Origin of the sequence: Micromonospora sp. NPDC007208 (assembly GCF_042869175.1) — a bacterium.
In the GTDB taxonomy this organism is placed as follows: domain Bacteria; phylum Actinomycetota; class Actinomycetes; order Mycobacteriales; family Micromonosporaceae; genus Micromonospora; species Micromonospora foliorum.
In genome coordinates this window covers 413,729-427,785 of sequence record NZ_JBIAFG010000002.1, presented here as the reverse complement: position 1 = coordinate 427,785, position 14,057 = coordinate 413,729, and the positions used below count along the sequence as shown (strand labels likewise).

The 14,057-nt window shown below is 73.1% G+C and carries 14 protein-coding genes and 1 pseudogene; 8 read left to right on the top strand and 7 right to left on the bottom strand.

Going from position 1 to position 14,057, the window contains the following annotated elements; translation table 11 throughout:
• Positions 1 to 20 precede the first annotated feature (20 nt).
• Positions 21 to 749, top strand: coding sequence for a hypothetical protein (locus ACFYL6_RS05465; protein ID WP_387167821.1), 729 nt, complete (start codon positions 21 to 23; stop codon positions 747 to 749).
• A 24-nt stretch (positions 750 to 773) separates the two neighbouring features.
• On the opposite strand, the gene ACFYL6_RS05460 is transcribed toward ACFYL6_RS05465, so the two are convergent.
• Positions 774 to 1,232, bottom strand: coding sequence for a rhodanese-like domain-containing protein (locus ACFYL6_RS05460; protein ID WP_387167818.1), 459 nt, complete (start codon positions 1,230 to 1,232; stop codon positions 774 to 776).
• A gap of 70 nt (positions 1,233 to 1,302) precedes the next feature.
• Here ACFYL6_RS05460 and ftrA point away from each other — a divergent pair, with 70 nt between their 5' ends.
• Positions 1,303 to 2,331, top strand: a complete 1,029-nt coding sequence (gene ftrA / locus ACFYL6_RS05455; RefSeq protein WP_387167815.1) for a transcriptional regulator FtrA — start codon at positions 1,303 to 1,305, stop codon at positions 2,329 to 2,331.
• 61 nt (positions 2,332 to 2,392) lie between these two features.
• Here the strand turns inward: ftrA and ACFYL6_RS05450 are convergent, their stop codons facing one another.
• Positions 2,393 to 3,289, bottom strand: a complete 897-nt coding sequence (locus ACFYL6_RS05450; protein WP_387167812.1) for a ribokinase — start codon at positions 3,287 to 3,289, stop codon at positions 2,393 to 2,395.
• Between the two features lie 23 nt (positions 3,290 to 3,312).
• Positions 3,313 to 4,155: an ABC transporter ATP-binding protein gene (locus ACFYL6_RS05445; RefSeq protein ID WP_238659063.1), complete on the bottom strand. Its 843-nt coding sequence runs from the start codon at positions 4,153 to 4,155 to the stop codon at positions 3,313 to 3,315.
• A 131-nt stretch (positions 4,156 to 4,286) separates the two neighbouring features.
• Here ACFYL6_RS05445 and ACFYL6_RS05440 point away from each other — a divergent pair, with 131 nt between their 5' ends.
• Together ACFYL6_RS05440 and ACFYL6_RS05435 are read left to right on the top strand one after the other, a co-directional pair.
• On the top strand, positions 4,287 to 5,285 hold the full coding sequence (locus tag ACFYL6_RS05440; protein WP_387167809.1) for an ABC transporter ATP-binding protein: 999 nt from the start codon (positions 4,287 to 4,289) through the stop codon (positions 5,283 to 5,285).
• Positions 5,282 to 6,295 carry an ABC transporter permease subunit gene (locus ACFYL6_RS05435; RefSeq protein WP_387167806.1) on the top strand — a complete coding sequence of 338 codons (1,014 nt, stop codon included), beginning with the start codon at positions 5,282 to 5,284 and terminating at the stop codon, positions 6,293 to 6,295. The genes ACFYL6_RS05440 and ACFYL6_RS05435 overlap by 4 nt, the downstream gene beginning before the upstream one ends.
• A 126-nt stretch (positions 6,296 to 6,421) precedes the next feature.
• Here ACFYL6_RS05435 and ACFYL6_RS05430 read toward each other — a convergent pair whose 3' ends face one another.
• Positions 6,422 to 7,597 carry an ROK family transcriptional regulator gene (locus ACFYL6_RS05430; RefSeq protein ID WP_238659066.1) on the bottom strand — a complete coding sequence of 392 codons (1,176 nt, stop codon included), beginning with the start codon at positions 7,595 to 7,597 and terminating at the stop codon, positions 6,422 to 6,424.
• Positions 7,598 to 7,766: 169 nt separating this feature from the next.
• Here ACFYL6_RS05430 and ACFYL6_RS05425 point away from each other — a divergent pair, with 169 nt between their 5' ends.
• A complete protein-coding gene (locus ACFYL6_RS05425) occupies positions 7,767 to 9,224 on the top strand; it encodes a glycoside hydrolase family 3 N-terminal domain-containing protein (protein ID WP_387167803.1) in 1,458 nt (485 codons plus the stop codon).
• Positions 9,225 to 9,612: 388 nt separating this feature from the next.
• Here the strand turns inward: ACFYL6_RS05425 and ACFYL6_RS05420 are convergent, their stop codons facing one another.
• Positions 9,613 to 10,275 (bottom strand): GNAT family N-acetyltransferase, encoded by a 663-nt coding sequence (locus ACFYL6_RS05420; RefSeq protein ID WP_387167800.1) that lies wholly within the window; start codon positions 10,273 to 10,275, stop codon positions 9,613 to 9,615.
• Between the two features lie 169 nt (positions 10,276 to 10,444).
• Between ACFYL6_RS05420 and ACFYL6_RS05415 the strand changes: the two genes are divergently transcribed.
• Both ACFYL6_RS05415 and ACFYL6_RS05410 read left to right on the top strand, forming a co-directional pair.
• Positions 10,445 to 10,639, top strand: a complete 195-nt coding sequence (locus tag ACFYL6_RS05415; protein ID WP_387167797.1) for a DNA repair protein — start codon at positions 10,445 to 10,447, stop codon at positions 10,637 to 10,639.
• 147 nt (positions 10,640 to 10,786) lie between these two features.
• Positions 10,787 to 11,305: a hypothetical protein gene (locus tag ACFYL6_RS05410; protein ID WP_210781043.1), complete on the top strand. Its 519-nt coding sequence runs from the start codon at positions 10,787 to 10,789 to the stop codon at positions 11,303 to 11,305.
• A gap of 10 nt (positions 11,306 to 11,315) precedes the next feature.
• On the opposite strand, the gene ACFYL6_RS05405 is transcribed toward ACFYL6_RS05410, so the two are convergent.
• Entirely contained in the window at positions 11,316 to 12,044 is a 729-nt protein-coding gene (locus ACFYL6_RS05405) for a Clp protease N-terminal domain-containing protein (protein WP_387167794.1), read from the bottom strand.
• 61 nt (positions 12,045 to 12,105) lie between these two features.
• Positions 12,106 to 13,116 (bottom strand): glycosyltransferase, encoded by a 1,011-nt coding sequence (locus ACFYL6_RS05400; protein ID WP_387167791.1) that lies wholly within the window; start codon positions 13,114 to 13,116, stop codon positions 12,106 to 12,108.
• A gap of 125 nt (positions 13,117 to 13,241) precedes the next feature.
• On the opposite strand from ACFYL6_RS05400, the pseudogene ACFYL6_RS05395 reads away from it, so the two are divergent.
• Positions 13,242 to 14,056 (top strand): annotated as a pseudogene (locus tag ACFYL6_RS05395) (DUF72 domain-containing protein).
• Position 14,057: the final 1 nt, after the last annotated feature.

Sequence of the window (14,057 nt, the reverse complement as noted above, 5' to 3'; positions counted from 1 at the left end):
GCCGACGCACACTTGATCCCATGGCCATTCCCCTGCCCACCCCGACCGCCGTGGTCGGCCTGACCCGCTCCGCTCTCGACCAGGCGCTCGGCTCGGCCGCCTCGATGGCAGCCGTGCCCGCCCGCGCGTTCGCCGTGTTGGACGGGGTGGAGGCGCTGCTGGCCCGGATCAACGGCGTGGTCGACCGGATCGAGACGACCCTGGAGCGGACCGACCAGGTGCTCACCGACGCCGAGACGGCGGTCCGCGAGGTGGCCGTCATCAGCGCCGCCGCGACCACCGCCATCGACACCGCCACCGAGGTGGCCACCGCCGCCGCCGTGGTGGTCGCCGAGGCCGACCGGGTCTCCCGGGCGGCGAGCACTGTGGTGGCCGAGGCCGACCGGGTCGCGAGCCGCGCCGCCGCCACCGTCGGGACCGCGACGGAGGCCGCCGCCACGGCGGCCGAACTGCTGGCGGCGTACGAGCCGGCGCTGCGCCGGGCCGCTCCCATGGCCGGGAGGTTCGTCGAGGAGTTGAGCCACGAGGAGATCAGCGCGGCGATCCACCTGATCGACGAGTTGCCGAAGCTCAAGGAACACCTGACGGCGGACATCCTGCCGATCCTGGCCACGCTGGACCGGGTCGGGCCCGACCTGCACGACCTGCTCGACGTGACCCGCGACCTCAAGCTCGCCGTGGCCGGCATCCCCGGGCTGGGCATGCTGCGCCGACGCGGCGAGAAGCTCGCCGACGAGCCCGTCGGCTGAGCCCTCGTCCGCCTGCGCCGTGGCTCAGCAGTCGCAGGTGATCGTCGTGGTGGGCGCGGTGAGGTCGTCGACCGGTCGCCGGGTCAACCCGGCCTCCGTCACCACCGGCAGCCCCTCCCGCACCCAGTACTCGAACCCGCCGAGCATCTCCTTCACCGGATGACCGAGCCGGGCGAACTCCAGCGCGGCCCGGGTCGCGCCGTTGCACCCCGGACCCCAGCAGTAGGTCACCACCGCCGAGCCCGGCGGGATCAGGTCCGCCGCCCGGGTCGCGATCTCGGCGGTGGGCAGGTGTACCGCGCCGGGAAGGTGCCCCTGCGCCCAGGCGGCCGCGCCCCGGGAGTCGACGACCACCAGACCCGGGGTACCGGCCGACAGGTCGGCGTGCACGTCACTGACGTCGGTCTCGACGCTGAGCCGAGTGCGGAAGTAGGCGGAGGCGGTGGGCGGATCGGCCGGCGGTACGGCGAAGGTGAAGGTCATGCACCGATCCTCGCCAGGTCGCCACCTCGGGGCGAGTGGCGGGAACGACGTCCTGCGCTAACATCCCGCCATGCCGATCCCGGCCACGACCAGTGGCTCGCGCCCGCTGCCAACGCCCCGCCGACCGGCGGCCGCGCACCGGGTGGCCGTGCTCGCGTACCCGGGGATGTCGGTGTTCGAGACCGGCATCGTCACCGAGGTGTTCGGGCTGCCCCGGCCCGAGTTCGACGTCGACTGGTACGACCTGGTGCTCTGCGCCGAGCAGCCGGGGCCGGTGCCGGTGGTCGGCGGAGCCAGCCTGCACACCCCGTACAGCCTGGGCGAGCTGGCGGTGGCGCGGACGGTGATCGTGCCCGGCGTACCGGACGTGACCGCGGACCCGTCGCCGGAGCTGATCACCGCGCTACGCCGGGCGCACCGGCGCGGCGCCCGGATCATGTCGATCTGCTCGGGCGCGTTCGCACTGGCGGGCGCGGGGCTGCTGGACGGCCGACGGGCCACCACCCACTGGCGGTACGCCGAGCTGCTGGCGCGCCGCTACCCGCGGGTCGAGGTGGACCCGGACGTGCTCTACCTCGATGACGGTGACCTGCTCACCAGTGCCGGCAGCGCGGCCGGGCTGGACCTCTGCGTGCACGTGGTCCGGCGTGACCACGGCGCGGCGATCGCCAACGCGGTGGCCCGACGGCTGGTGATCCCCCCGCACCGCGACGGCGGGCAGGCCCAGTTCGTCGAGGCGCCGGTGCCCGCCGACCCGGACGACGACCGGATCGCGGGCAGTATCGACTGGGCGCTCGCCCATCTCGCCGAGCCGCTGAGCGTGGCCCAGCTAGCCGGGCGGGCGCACATGTCGTCCCGCACCTACCTGCGGCACTTCGCCCGGGCCACCGGGACCAGCCCGATCCGTTGGCTGATCGACCAGCGGATCCGCGCCAGCCTGACGCTGCTCGAGGAGACCGACGCCCCGGTCGAGCAGGTCTCCCGCACGGTGGGCTTCGACACGCCGGTCACCTATCGGCACCACTTCGGCCGGGTCATGCTGACCTCACCGTCGGCGTACCGCCGGGCCTTCCGCACCGGCGCGGGCCAGCGGGCATAACCGGCCGACGCGCTCGGGCCGGCCCAACGCGCGAGCCACACCGGCCCAGCGCGGCACGCGCTCAGGCCGGTACGTACAGCTCGTCGATCTCGGCACGTCGCGGGAGCGCCACCGACGCGCCGAGCTTGCGGACGCAGGCAGCGCCGGCCGCCGACGCCCAGCGCACCGCGTCGACCAGGTCGCGCCCCTCGCCCCAGCCGACGGCCAGCGCGGCGGTGAACGCGTCACCGGCGGCGGTGGAGTCGACCACGTCGACAGGTACCGCCGGCACGTGCACCTCGGTGCCGTCCCGGTCGACGTACCAGGCGCCCTCACCGCCGAGGGTGAGCACGGCCCGGGGGGTCAGGTCGAGCAGCGCGCGGGGCTCCTCCCGACCTCGGCCGGCGAGTGCCTGCGCCTCGCCCTCGTTGACGACCAGCAGGTCCACGGCGGCGAGCAGCTCGGGCGGGAGGTCCCGCGCCGGGGCGGCGTTCAGGATCACCCTCGTGCCGGCGTCGCGGGCGGCCACCGCGGCGGCGGTCACGGTCTGCACCGGGATCTCCAGTTGGGCGACCAGGACGTCGGCCGCGCGCACCGTGGCCAGTTCCTCCTCGGTGAGGCCGACCAGGGCGTCGTTGGCGCCGGGGGTGACCACGATGGCGTTCTCCCCCTGGGCGTTGACCATCACCAGCGCCACCCCCGACGCGCCGTAGACCACGCGCAGCTGACTGGTGTCCACACCGGCCGCCGTGATGCGGGCCTTGAGGGTGACGCCGAAGGCGTCCGAGCCGATCGCGCCGAGGAAGGTGCAGGAGGCACCGGCCCGGACCGCGGCCACGGCCTGGTTGGCGCCCTTGCCGCCGGGCACCATCACGAAGTCGGTGCCGAGCATGGTCTCGCCCTGTCGTGGCAGCGCGGGTGCCATCGCGACCAGATCCATGTTGGCGCTGCCCACCACGGCGACCCGGGTCTGCGGCACGGCCGTCTCCGCCTGTCCGGCGCTCAGGCGGCGCGAGCCGTGAAGCGGTCGCCCGACCGCTCGACCACAAGTGGCAGCCCGAAGGTCTTGGAGAGGTTGTCACCGGTCAGCGTCTCGGCGAGCAGACCCTGGGCGACCACCCCACCCTCGCGCAGCAGCAGCGCGTGGGTGAACCCGGGCGGGATCTCCTCGACGTGGTGGGTGACCAGCACCATCGCCGGGGCGTCCGGGTCGTACGCCAGCTCGGCCAGTCGGGCGACCAGGTCTTCCCGACCGCCCAGGTCGAGCCCGGCGGCGGGCTCGTCGAGCAGCAGCAGCTCCGGGTCGGTCATCAGGGCACGGGCGATCTGCACCCGCTTGCGCTCGCCCTCGGAGAGGGTGCCGTAGCGGCGCTCGGCGAGGCCACCGACGCCGAGTTGGCTCAGCAGTGCCCGCGCCCGCGCCTCGTCGCCACGGTCGTAGTTCTCCCGCCAGCGGCCGACCACCGACCAGGCGGCGGTCACCACCACATCGCTGACCCGTTCGTCGGCGGGCAGTCGCTCGGCGATCGCGGCGGTGGTGAGCCCGATCCGGGTACGCAGCTCGTTGACGTCGGTGCGGCCGATCCGTTCGCCGAGCACGTGCGCGACACCCGTGGTGGGGTGCAGCCGGCCGGCGGCGAGGTTGAGTAGCGTGGTCTTGCCGGCGCCGTTGGAGCCGAGCACGACCCACCGCTCGTCCAGTTCGACGCGCCAGGTCAGGTCCTGTAAAAGGGCGGTGCCAGAGCGGCGTACGCCGACGCCGTCGAGGCTGACCACCAGATCCGGGTCCACGAAAGCGGCGGCAGGCGCGGCGCCGGCAGCGCCGGGGATCAGGTCACCAGTCACCGCACCATCCAACCACGCAGCGCCGGGGTGCCCCCCATGGGCGGCACCTCGGCCATAGGGTGAAGCGCCGTGTCGTTGATCACCAAGCCCGAAGGACGGCCCATGCCCCGTCGACGTACCGAGCCGCGCCGATGAGCGCGGTCATCGAGATCGAGGGTCTGCGCAAGACCTTCCACAGCATGCGCGGCGGCCGACGGGTTGCGGTGGACGGGTTCGACCTGCTGGTCGAGGAGGGCCAGGTTCACGGTTTCCTGGGGCCCAACGGCTCGGGCAAGACCACCACCCTGCGGGCCCTGCTCGGGCTGGTACGCGCCGACAGCGGCCGGATGACAGTGCTCGGCGAACCGTCGCCGGAGCTGCTGACCCGGGTGGCCGGCCAGGTCGGCGCCATCGTGGAGAGCCCGCAGTTCTTCGGCAACTTCACCGGCTACCGCACCCTGCGGTTGTTGGCCCGTGCCGGTGGAGTGCCGGTCTCGCGGGTGGACGAGGTGCTGGACCTGGTGGGCCTGCACGATCGGGGCGATGACCGGGTGCGGGGCTACTCGCTGGGCATGAAGCAGCGCCTCGCGGTGGCGTCCGCGCTGCTGAAGGACCCGCGGTTGCTCATCCTGGACGAGCCGGCGAACGGGCTGGACCCGGCGGGCATCCGGGAGATGCGGGACCTGATGCGGTCGCTGGCGGCCAGCGGGGTGACCGTGCTGGTGTCCAGTCACATCCTGGGCGAGATCCAGCTGATCTGCGACCACGTCACGATCATCTCCCGGGGTCGGCGGGTCGCGACCGGCCGGGTGGACGAGGTGCTGGCGGGCCATGACCGGCACGAGTTCCTGGTCCGGGTGGCCGAGCCGGAGCGGGCCGTGGAGCTGCTGCACGCGGCCGAGCTGACGGCGGTCGTGGACGGCGGGGCGTTGGTGGTGGGCGGGGTGAGCGACCCGACGGTGGTCAGTCGGGTGCTCGGTGAGCAGGGGCTGTGGGTGGGTGAGCTGACGCCGCTCCGGCCGGATCTGGAGAGCGTCTTCCTGGAGCTGACCGGCGCGTACGAGCATCCGTCGGTGCCTCGGCAGGTGGACGACTCGTCGCTGCCGCAGGGCGAAGCTGTGATCGACCTCGATCGGGGAGTGGACGCGTGAACCTGGTGCGTGCCGAGTTGGAGCGACTGTCCGCGCGTCGCTTCGTGCAGCTCATGGTCGTCCTCCTGGCGTTGGCGTTCGCCGTCACGGCGGCGACCACGATGGCGGGCTCCCACAAGCCGACCGCCGGTGAACTGAGTTCGGCGCGGGCGCAGGCCGCCGAGGCGCGGCGCGACCTGGAGGCCACCCACCAGGAGTGCCTGGCCCGCCAGAACGGCACCTTGCCGGCCGACACGGACGAGCTCTTCCCGAACGACTGCTCGGCGATCGACCCGATCCGCCAGGATCGGCTGCCGATCCCCGCCGACTTCCTGCCGGGGGTGTTCACCTTCGCCGAGCAGGCCCGGCCGCTGCTGTACTTCCTTGTCGCGTTCCTGGTGCTGTTCGGGTTCCTGGTCGGCGCCTCCTACATCGGCGCGGACCTGACCTCGGGCGGCGTGGTGAACCTGCTGCTCTGGCGACCTCGCCGGATGACGGTGCTCGCGGCCAAGTTGGGCACCCTGCTCGGCACGGTGCTGGTCCTGGCCCTGCTGGCGTCGGTGGCCTACCTCGCCACGTTCTGGGTGATCGGTCAGACCGCCGGGTTGCCGGGCCGGCTGGACGGCGAGTTCTGGCGTTCACTCGGCGCGGTGCACGGCCGCGGGCTGCTGCTGGTGTTGCTGTCCTCCGCGTTGGGCTTCGCGATCGCCACGCTGGGCCGGCACACGTCGGCGGCGCTCGGCGCGCTCGCCGCGTACGCGGTGGTCTGGGAGTTGGGCGGCCGGCTGGTCCTGGAGATCGTCGACGCGCCGAAGCCGGACCTGTTCATGGTCTCCAGCCACATCGGAGCGTGGCTCAACGGCGGGGCGCGGTTCTACGACGACCAACTCTGCCGGGGCAGCATCGACGGCCCCTACTGCGAGGGTTTCTACACGGTGACCTGGGTGCCGGCGCTGTTGGTGCTGCTGGCGATCACCGGCGGGTTGACCGCGGCGGCGTTCGCCATGTTCCGTCGTCGCGACCTGATCTGAGGCTTCACCGGGCCGCCCGTCCTGCCACGGGCGGCCCGCCGGACCGGGGTCCGACGGCGCGCGGCAAGAGCTTGCACCCTGCGGACGCGCGGTGAAATATTCCTTCACATGACCGCCGCAGCGGGCTCAGCCGACGGTGGAGCCGAACACCTCGTCGCGCACCGCGTCCAGGGCGGTGCGCAGCGCGCCGTGCAGGATCGGCTCCTCGGTCAACCCGGTCGGCACCACTCGCGGCTGGACCAGCGTGATCGCCGCCACCTCCTGCTGCACCCGGTCGGCCAGCGCCGCGCCACCGGCCTGACCCACCTCGCCGGCGAGCACGACAAGCGGTGGGTCCAGCACCACGCAGGTGCTGGCCACGCCGAGCGCGAGCCGACGGGCCAGCTCGTCGAGCATCGGGCCGCCGTCGGCGCCGGCCGCGACGGCAGCGCGGACCGCCTCGGCGGCGTCGGCGTCCGGGTAGCCGTGCTCGCGGGCCACCGCGCGCACCGAGTCCGCGCCGACCAACTGCTGGAAGGCCGGCTTGGCGCGACGGGAGACGTCGCGCGGGATGGGCGCGCCGGGCACCGGCAGGTAGCCGATCTCGCCGGCCGCACCGCTGCTGCCGTGGTGCAACCGCCCGCCCAGCATGATCGCCAGGCCGACGCCGGCACCCACCCAGACCAGCACGAAGTCCGACAGCCCCTGGGCTGCGCCGGACTGTGCCTCGGCCACCGCGGCCAGGTTGACGTCGTTCTCGAAGACCACAGGCGTGTGCAGGTCGTCCCGCAGGGCGGCCAGCAACCCGCTGTGCCAGCGCGGCAGGTTGAAGGCGAAGGTGATGTCGCCGGTGCCGGGGTCGACCAGGCCCGGCGTGCCGAGCACGATCCGCCGTACGCTGCTCAGCTGCGCCTGGGCGCTGCTCGCCGCCTGCACCACGGCGTTGTGCACCACGCCCACCGGGTCGTCGGTGTCCCGGGTCGACTGCTCCACCCGGCCGATGACCGCACCGGTGATGTCGGCGCACGCGGCCACCACCCGGTCCGGCCCGACGTCCACGCCGACCACGTGGGCGCTGCCGGGGCGGACCGCGTAGAGCTGGGCGTTCGGCCCGCGCCCGCCGGCCTGCTCGCCGACCCGGGCGACGAGGCCGCGCTCCTCCAACCGCTCGACGAGTTGCGAGGCGGTGACCTTCGACAGCCCGGTCAGCTCGCCGAGTCGGGCCCGGGTCAGCGGGCCGCGTTCGAGGAGCAGTTCCAGCGCGGCACGGTCGTTGAGCGCCCGCAACAGACGGGGGGTGCCGGGCAGCCGGGTCGCACTCATGACACGTCCTCTAGTTTTAGTAAACTTTGCTAACTGTAAACCGACCTGCGAACGGGTAGCCGTAGCGTAACGGCCACTCGACGGTGGGACGCTCCGCCGAGTCGGCAGGGCCAAGACCACCACCGGTACGACGTTTCGTACCCGCGGGGCACCGAAGGGGGAAGATCACGTGGGGTTGGATCCAGGACTGCGCCGGCTGGCGCTGGGCACGCTGCTGGCCGCGTACCCGGGACCGGTCCCGCCGGACTGGGCTGTCGACCTGCTGGCCGAGGGCCTGGCCGGGCACACCCTGTTCGGCACCAACGTGCACGATCCCGCGCAGGTGGCGGCGAGCACCGCCGCGCTGCGCGCCGGTCGACCGGACGCGCTGATCGCCATCGACGAGGAGGGTGGCGACGTGACCCGGCTGGCGCACGCCACCGGCAGCCCGTACCCGGGCAACGCCGCCCTGGGGGCGATCGGCGACGTGGCCCTCACCCGACGGGTCTACCAGTCGATCGGCGCGGAGCTGGCCGCACTCGGCATCACCGTCAACCTCGCTCCCACCGTGGACGTCAACACCGCCGACGACAACCCGGTGATCGGCACCCGCTCCTTCGGCGCGGACCCGGTGCGGGTGGCCGCCCACTCGGCCGCCGCCGTGGCCGGGTTGCAGGCCGCCGGCGTGGCCGCCTGCGCCAAGCACTTTCCCGGGCACGGCGCCACCGTCACCGACTCGCACCACGAGTTGCCCACCGTGGACGCACCGCTGGGCCTGCTCCGCCAGCGGGACCTCCCGCCGTTCGCGGCCGTCGTCGCCGCCGGGGCGCGCGCCGTGATGACCGCGCACATCCGGGTGCCGGAGCTGACCGGCGCCGACCCGGCCACCTTCAGCCGGGCCGTCCTGGTCGACCTGCTGCGCACCGAGTACGGCTTCACCGGCACCGTCATCACCGACGCACTGGAGATGAAGGGCGCGGCGGTGGCCGCCGGCGGGGTCGGGCCGGCCGCGGTCCGGGCCCTGAGCGCGGGCGCCGACCTGCTCTGCATCGGCGCGAAGGTCGACGCCGAGCTGGTCGAGCGGGTGGCCGCCGAGATCGTCGACGCGCTCGCCGACGGCCGGCTCGCGAGGACGCGGGTCGAGGAGGCCGCCGGCCGCGCCGCCGACCTCGCCGCCTGGACCCGGGCCGCCGGCGGATCGTCACCGGCCACCGGGGACACCGAGCTGGGGTACGCGGCGGCGCGCCGCGCGGTCCGGGTGGACGGCCTGCTCACCGGCCTGGACCAGCCACTTGTGGTGCAACTGCACACGGAGTCGACGATGGCCGAGGGTCGGGTGCCGTGGGGCCTCGGTCCACACCTGGACGGGGTGCCGGAGATCCGGGTGATCGCCACCGAGACCGACCCGGCGACGCTACGCGGGTTGGCCGGCGACCGTCCCATCGTGCTGGTCGGGCGACACCTGCACCGACTGCCCGGCGGCCCGGAGCTGATCGCCGACCTGGCGGCCCAGCACACGGTGACAGTGGTGGAGATGGGCTGGCCGGCGCAGTGGCGGCCCGCGGGCGTACGCGCCTTCGTCACCACCTACGGTGCGAGCCACGCCAACGGTCGCGCGGCGGCCGAGGTGCTGGGCCTGGCCGGCTGAGCCTCGGCGTTCCCCGGCCGGGCGCGAGGGCTCGGCCGGGTGGCGCGCGCCAGCACCACACCGGGGCCGTACCACTGATCGACCGGCTCGTGGCGCTGTCGCGGCTCCGGGTCCTGCGGCCGGTGACCCGACAGGTGCTCGACCTGATTCGCACGCTCCGTCACTGAGCCGGCCGGCGCCCTCGATCGACGAAGAAGCAGGTCAAGTCCGCTTTTCGACACTCCGAACCGACAGCTCCAACCTTGCCCCGAGCCGGTTAGATACGTAGCGTGATCGACACGTAGCGGCTCGCCCACGGCGGCGGCCGTTACACCCGGAACCGGGGCCTGGGGGGAGGTTGCGGACCGTGGATCCGGCCCGGGATCCACGGTCCGCGCCCAATGCCCGCTCAGCGCGGATAGACCCCGTACGCGCGCCAGCCCCGGTCCGGGAAACCCGCCGCTTCGGCAACCCGGGCCGACGCGTGATTGTCCCGCTCGTGCAGGTAGGTGGGCACCGCCCCCTCGTCGAGCACCCGCCGCGCAGCCTGGGCCACCAATCGACGGGCGAGACCGCGCCCCTGGGCGGCCGGCACGGTGCCGACGGCCAACTCGTGCCCGTACGCGTCGTGCCGTTTGATCCCGGCACCGGCCAGGTAGGCGCCGTCCGGGTCACGGACCACAAGCACCGGCCGGTCGAAGAGTCGCAGCCACGGCGGCAGCCCCGGGGCGGTCGGCTCGGTCCACTCCCCCACATCGGCCAGCGGCGCAGGTGCCAGGCTCCACCGGAAGGGACCATCGTGCACGCAGAAATCGGGCCGACCGACAGCCTCCGGCAGCGCGGCGAGCAGCCGAGCCGGCGTACGGCGAATCAACGCGCGGATCGCCGCCACACGGTCCGGCGCCACGGAGAGCACTGCGCTCTGCCCGGTGTCCACGGCGAGCGCGGGGCGCAGCCGGCCATCCCAGGCCGGTTCGGCCCGCCGATGCGAGGCGACCACGTGCAACCCCGGCCCGGCCGGCCACTGGCCGAGCCAGGTGGCCAGGTGCAGCTGAAGGCGCCGGTCGAGCATGCGCACCTCCCCGTCACCCGACCCGTCGTGGATCACCGTACGCCGGACGGCAGGGCCGGGCGCAGGATACGTCAGGGCCGAGTGGGCCGGGGGTGCGGGAACCAGCCGCACGAATCGACCGTCATATGTATTTCCATACCTGGACACCTTTGTTTGGGACGGTGAACACATGCCGATTCAGCCGAGCGACCACTACCAGCAGGACCCCGAACGACTCTGGCGGGCCGCGGAGGCCGTCGGAGGCAATCCGCCCCAGCCGCGCTACCGGAACCCCAGGACGGTCGGCGGCGGGGCACTGTCGTGGGCCGGACTGAACAAGCTGCCCGTCGGCAGCTCCAGTCGGCACCGCCTGAACACCCACTGACGCTGTCACCGGCCAGCCATCGGATGGGAGCCTCTGACGGTGGTCCGGGGCGACACACCGGAGGAGGTCCAGCGGCGGCTTTCGCACACCTGTCGGGTAATTTCTTGTGGTCCGCCATCCCGGCCTACGACAGGAGAAGCTCCGCGCATGGGCAAGAAGACGATCCACGTCTCCGACTTCACCGGCACGGTTCTGCAGCAGGACGACGAGGTGGTCCGCATCGTCGTGCTGGAGCACCCGGACCTGGTCGCCGGGCCCGTGCAGTTGGACGCGACCCCGGGCGAGGTGGAGAACATCGACGACGCCGCACTGGACGTGGCGGTGGTGGAGATCCACGACCGGCACGGTGGCGGCGAGCCCCGCCGGGTGGTGTTGACGGCCAGCGAGTTCGACGCGATGGCCACCGACGTGCCGATGGCGCAGCTGCTGAAGACGGCCGAGCGGGTCCGCCCACCCAAGGCCCGCAAGAGCACCGAGAAGATCGACTACGGCACGCTGGAGCACGCCGGCAAGCCGCACCGGGGCCGGGTCACCGAGGAGGAGGCCCGCCTGGTGCGTGAGCAACTCGACGAGGTCAACAAGCGCCTCGCCGACGCGGGCGTACGCCAGATCGACCCGGCCGATCCGGAGCACGCCCTGCGTTACGGCTTCCCTGAGGCGTCCTGACCCCGGGTTCTCACTTCTTCCCGACGACGGCGGCGAGGGCGGCGGCCAGGTCGGCCTCGACCGTCGCCTTGTCCAGGCCGAGGTTGGTGAGCACGCCTTCGCCATCCTCCTGCTCCAGCAGGGCGAGCAGGAGGTGCTCGGTGCCGATGTAGTTGTGCCCCAGGCGCAGCGCCTCCCGGAAGGTCAGCTCCAACGCCTTCTTGCCGCGCGCGTCGTACGGGATGAGGTCCGGAACCTGCTCCGCCCGCGGTGGGAGGACGGCACCGACCGCCTCCCGCACCACCTCGGGGGTGGCGCCGCGACCAGCCATCACCCTGGCTGCCAGCCCTTCCGGCTCGGCCAGCAGGCCCAGCACCAGGTGCTCGGGGCCGATCTCGACGTTGCCGCTGGCACGGGCCTCCTCCTGCGAGGCCATCACCACGTTGCGGGCGCGAGGGGTGAACCGGCCGAAGCCGGCGTTGGGGTCGAGCGCACCCGCGTCGGTCGCCTTCGGCACGAAGCGCTTCTGGGCGGCCTGCTTGGTGACACCCATGCTGCGGCCGATGTCGGTCCAGGAGGCGCCCGAGCGCCGGGCCTGGTCGACGAAGTGCCCGATCAGGTGATCGGCCACCTCGCCGAGGTGATCGGCGGCGATGACCGCGTCGGTGAGTTGGTCGAGCGCGTCGGTGTGCGCCTTCTTGATCGCCTGGATCAGGTCGTCAAGCTTGACCGTGTTACCGATCTGAAGAGGATCCGTCATGCGTCAACCATAGGTTGACGCGCTCGTCACGTCAACCCTGAGTTGACGATTCCGGCTCCGGTCAGGCGGCGTACTCCGGCAGGAGCTGCGCGACGGCCGCCGGCGAGGGCATGCCGGCGATCTCCTCGGCGATCAGACGGGCCGCGTCACGCTGCTCGGCGTTGCCATGCCGCGGCAGCAGCCGGTGGACCTGCTCGGCGATGGCACCCGCGTCCACCTCGTCGGGAAGGAGCCGCAGGGCGACACCGGCGGCGGCGAGCGTCTCGGCGTTGGCGAACTGGTCGGCGCCCTGCGGCAGCAGCAACTGCGGTACGCCAGCCGCGAGCGCGCCGAGGGTGGTGCCGCTGCCCCCGTGGTGCACCACCAGATCGACGAGCGGCAGCAACTCCGCCTGCGACACCCACGGGTGGACGCTGACGTTGTCCGGAACCTCGCCCAGCTGTTCCAGGGGCACCCGGCCCGCCGCGACCACCACCTGGGCGTCCAGCGACGCCAGGCCGGCGACGGCGGTGCGGAGCAGTTCCGGGGTACCGAACGCGGTGCCGAGAGTCAGGTAGACCAACGGTCGGGACGTCCGACGGCTCACCCGGTCGGGCAGCGGGGCCGGGGGCGAGAAGGCGACCGGCCGCAGCTCGATCCGACGTTGCGTGGCGAGGAAGTCCTTGTCCTGGAGCGAGGGCGGCCAGATGTCCAGGTGCGGTCGGCCGACGACCTCGGCGTTCCTGGTGGGCAGCTCCAGGCCGATGCCCTCGGGAAACATCCGGCCGAAGCCGTGCCACAGGCCCGGGATCCCGGCCCGATGAGCCGCCACGGCCGCCCCGGGCAGCCCCCACTCGTGCACCACCAGGTCGGGCCGCAGCCGCGCCAACTCGGGTGCGAGGTCCTCGGCGTACACCTCGTAGAAGGCGTCGCCGGGACGGAACGGCCGCAGGCCGTGCGCGGCCAGCGGCGGGTGCACCTCCGGACCGGCGGCGAAGTGGACCTCGTGACCGGCATCCCGGACGGCGATCGCCAGCGGGATCAGCGGATAGGTGTGGCCGACGGACGCAAGACTGGCGAACAGCACACGCATGGCCTCGGACCCTATCTGCCGCACCGTGGGCCCGGGCCGGTCCGCCGGCCCGTATACGGTGGGCTCCGGTCGAGCGCGGTCATCGGCGGGGAAGGGCGGTCATGCGTCTGCACGTGGGGTGCGCGATGTGGAGTCACCGGTCGTGGCCGGGCCATCGCCTCCCGCCCACCGAGCGCCTGCGGCACTACGCCAGCTGGTGCGACGCCGTGGAGGGCAACACCACGTTCTACGCGACCCCGGCCCGGAACACCGTGGCCTCCTGGGCCGCGCAGACGGATCCCGACTTCCGGTTCGTCCTCAAACTGCCCAAGGTCATCACGCACGAACGTCACTCACCGACGTCGGCGAACCGCTGCGCGCGTTCCTCGACGCCATCGAGCCGCTCGGCCCGCGCGCCCACGCCCTCTGGATCCAGCTGCCCGGCTCGTTCGCGCCCGCCGACGTCCCGGCCCTGGGCCGTTTCCTGGAGCAGCTTCCGCGGTCCCACAGGTACGCGGTGGAGGTCCGCCACCCCGCGTTCTTCACCGACGCCGCCGGGGCCCGACTGCTCGGGGCGACCCTCGCCGCCACCCGCGCCGAGTGGATCCCCTTCGACACGACCGCCTTCTTCACGAACCCGCCGACCAGCGACGCGGAACGGGACGCCTGGACCAAGAAGCCGCGCCTGCCGCTCCGGTCCCTCGCGCTGACCGACCGGCCGATCGTCCGCTACCTCGGCCGCGACGACCCGACGCGCACGGTCGAGGGGTGGCAGCGGTGGGTCGACGTGACCGTCACCTGGCTCCGCGAGGGACGCTCGCCGACGATGTTCATCCACACCCCGGACAACGCCGACGCGCCGGCACTCGCCCGCCGGTTCCACGACGAGGTACGGGCACGCGTACCCGGGCTCGACGCGTTGCCCGAGCCGATCCCGGTCGAGCCGCTGACGCTGTTCTGAC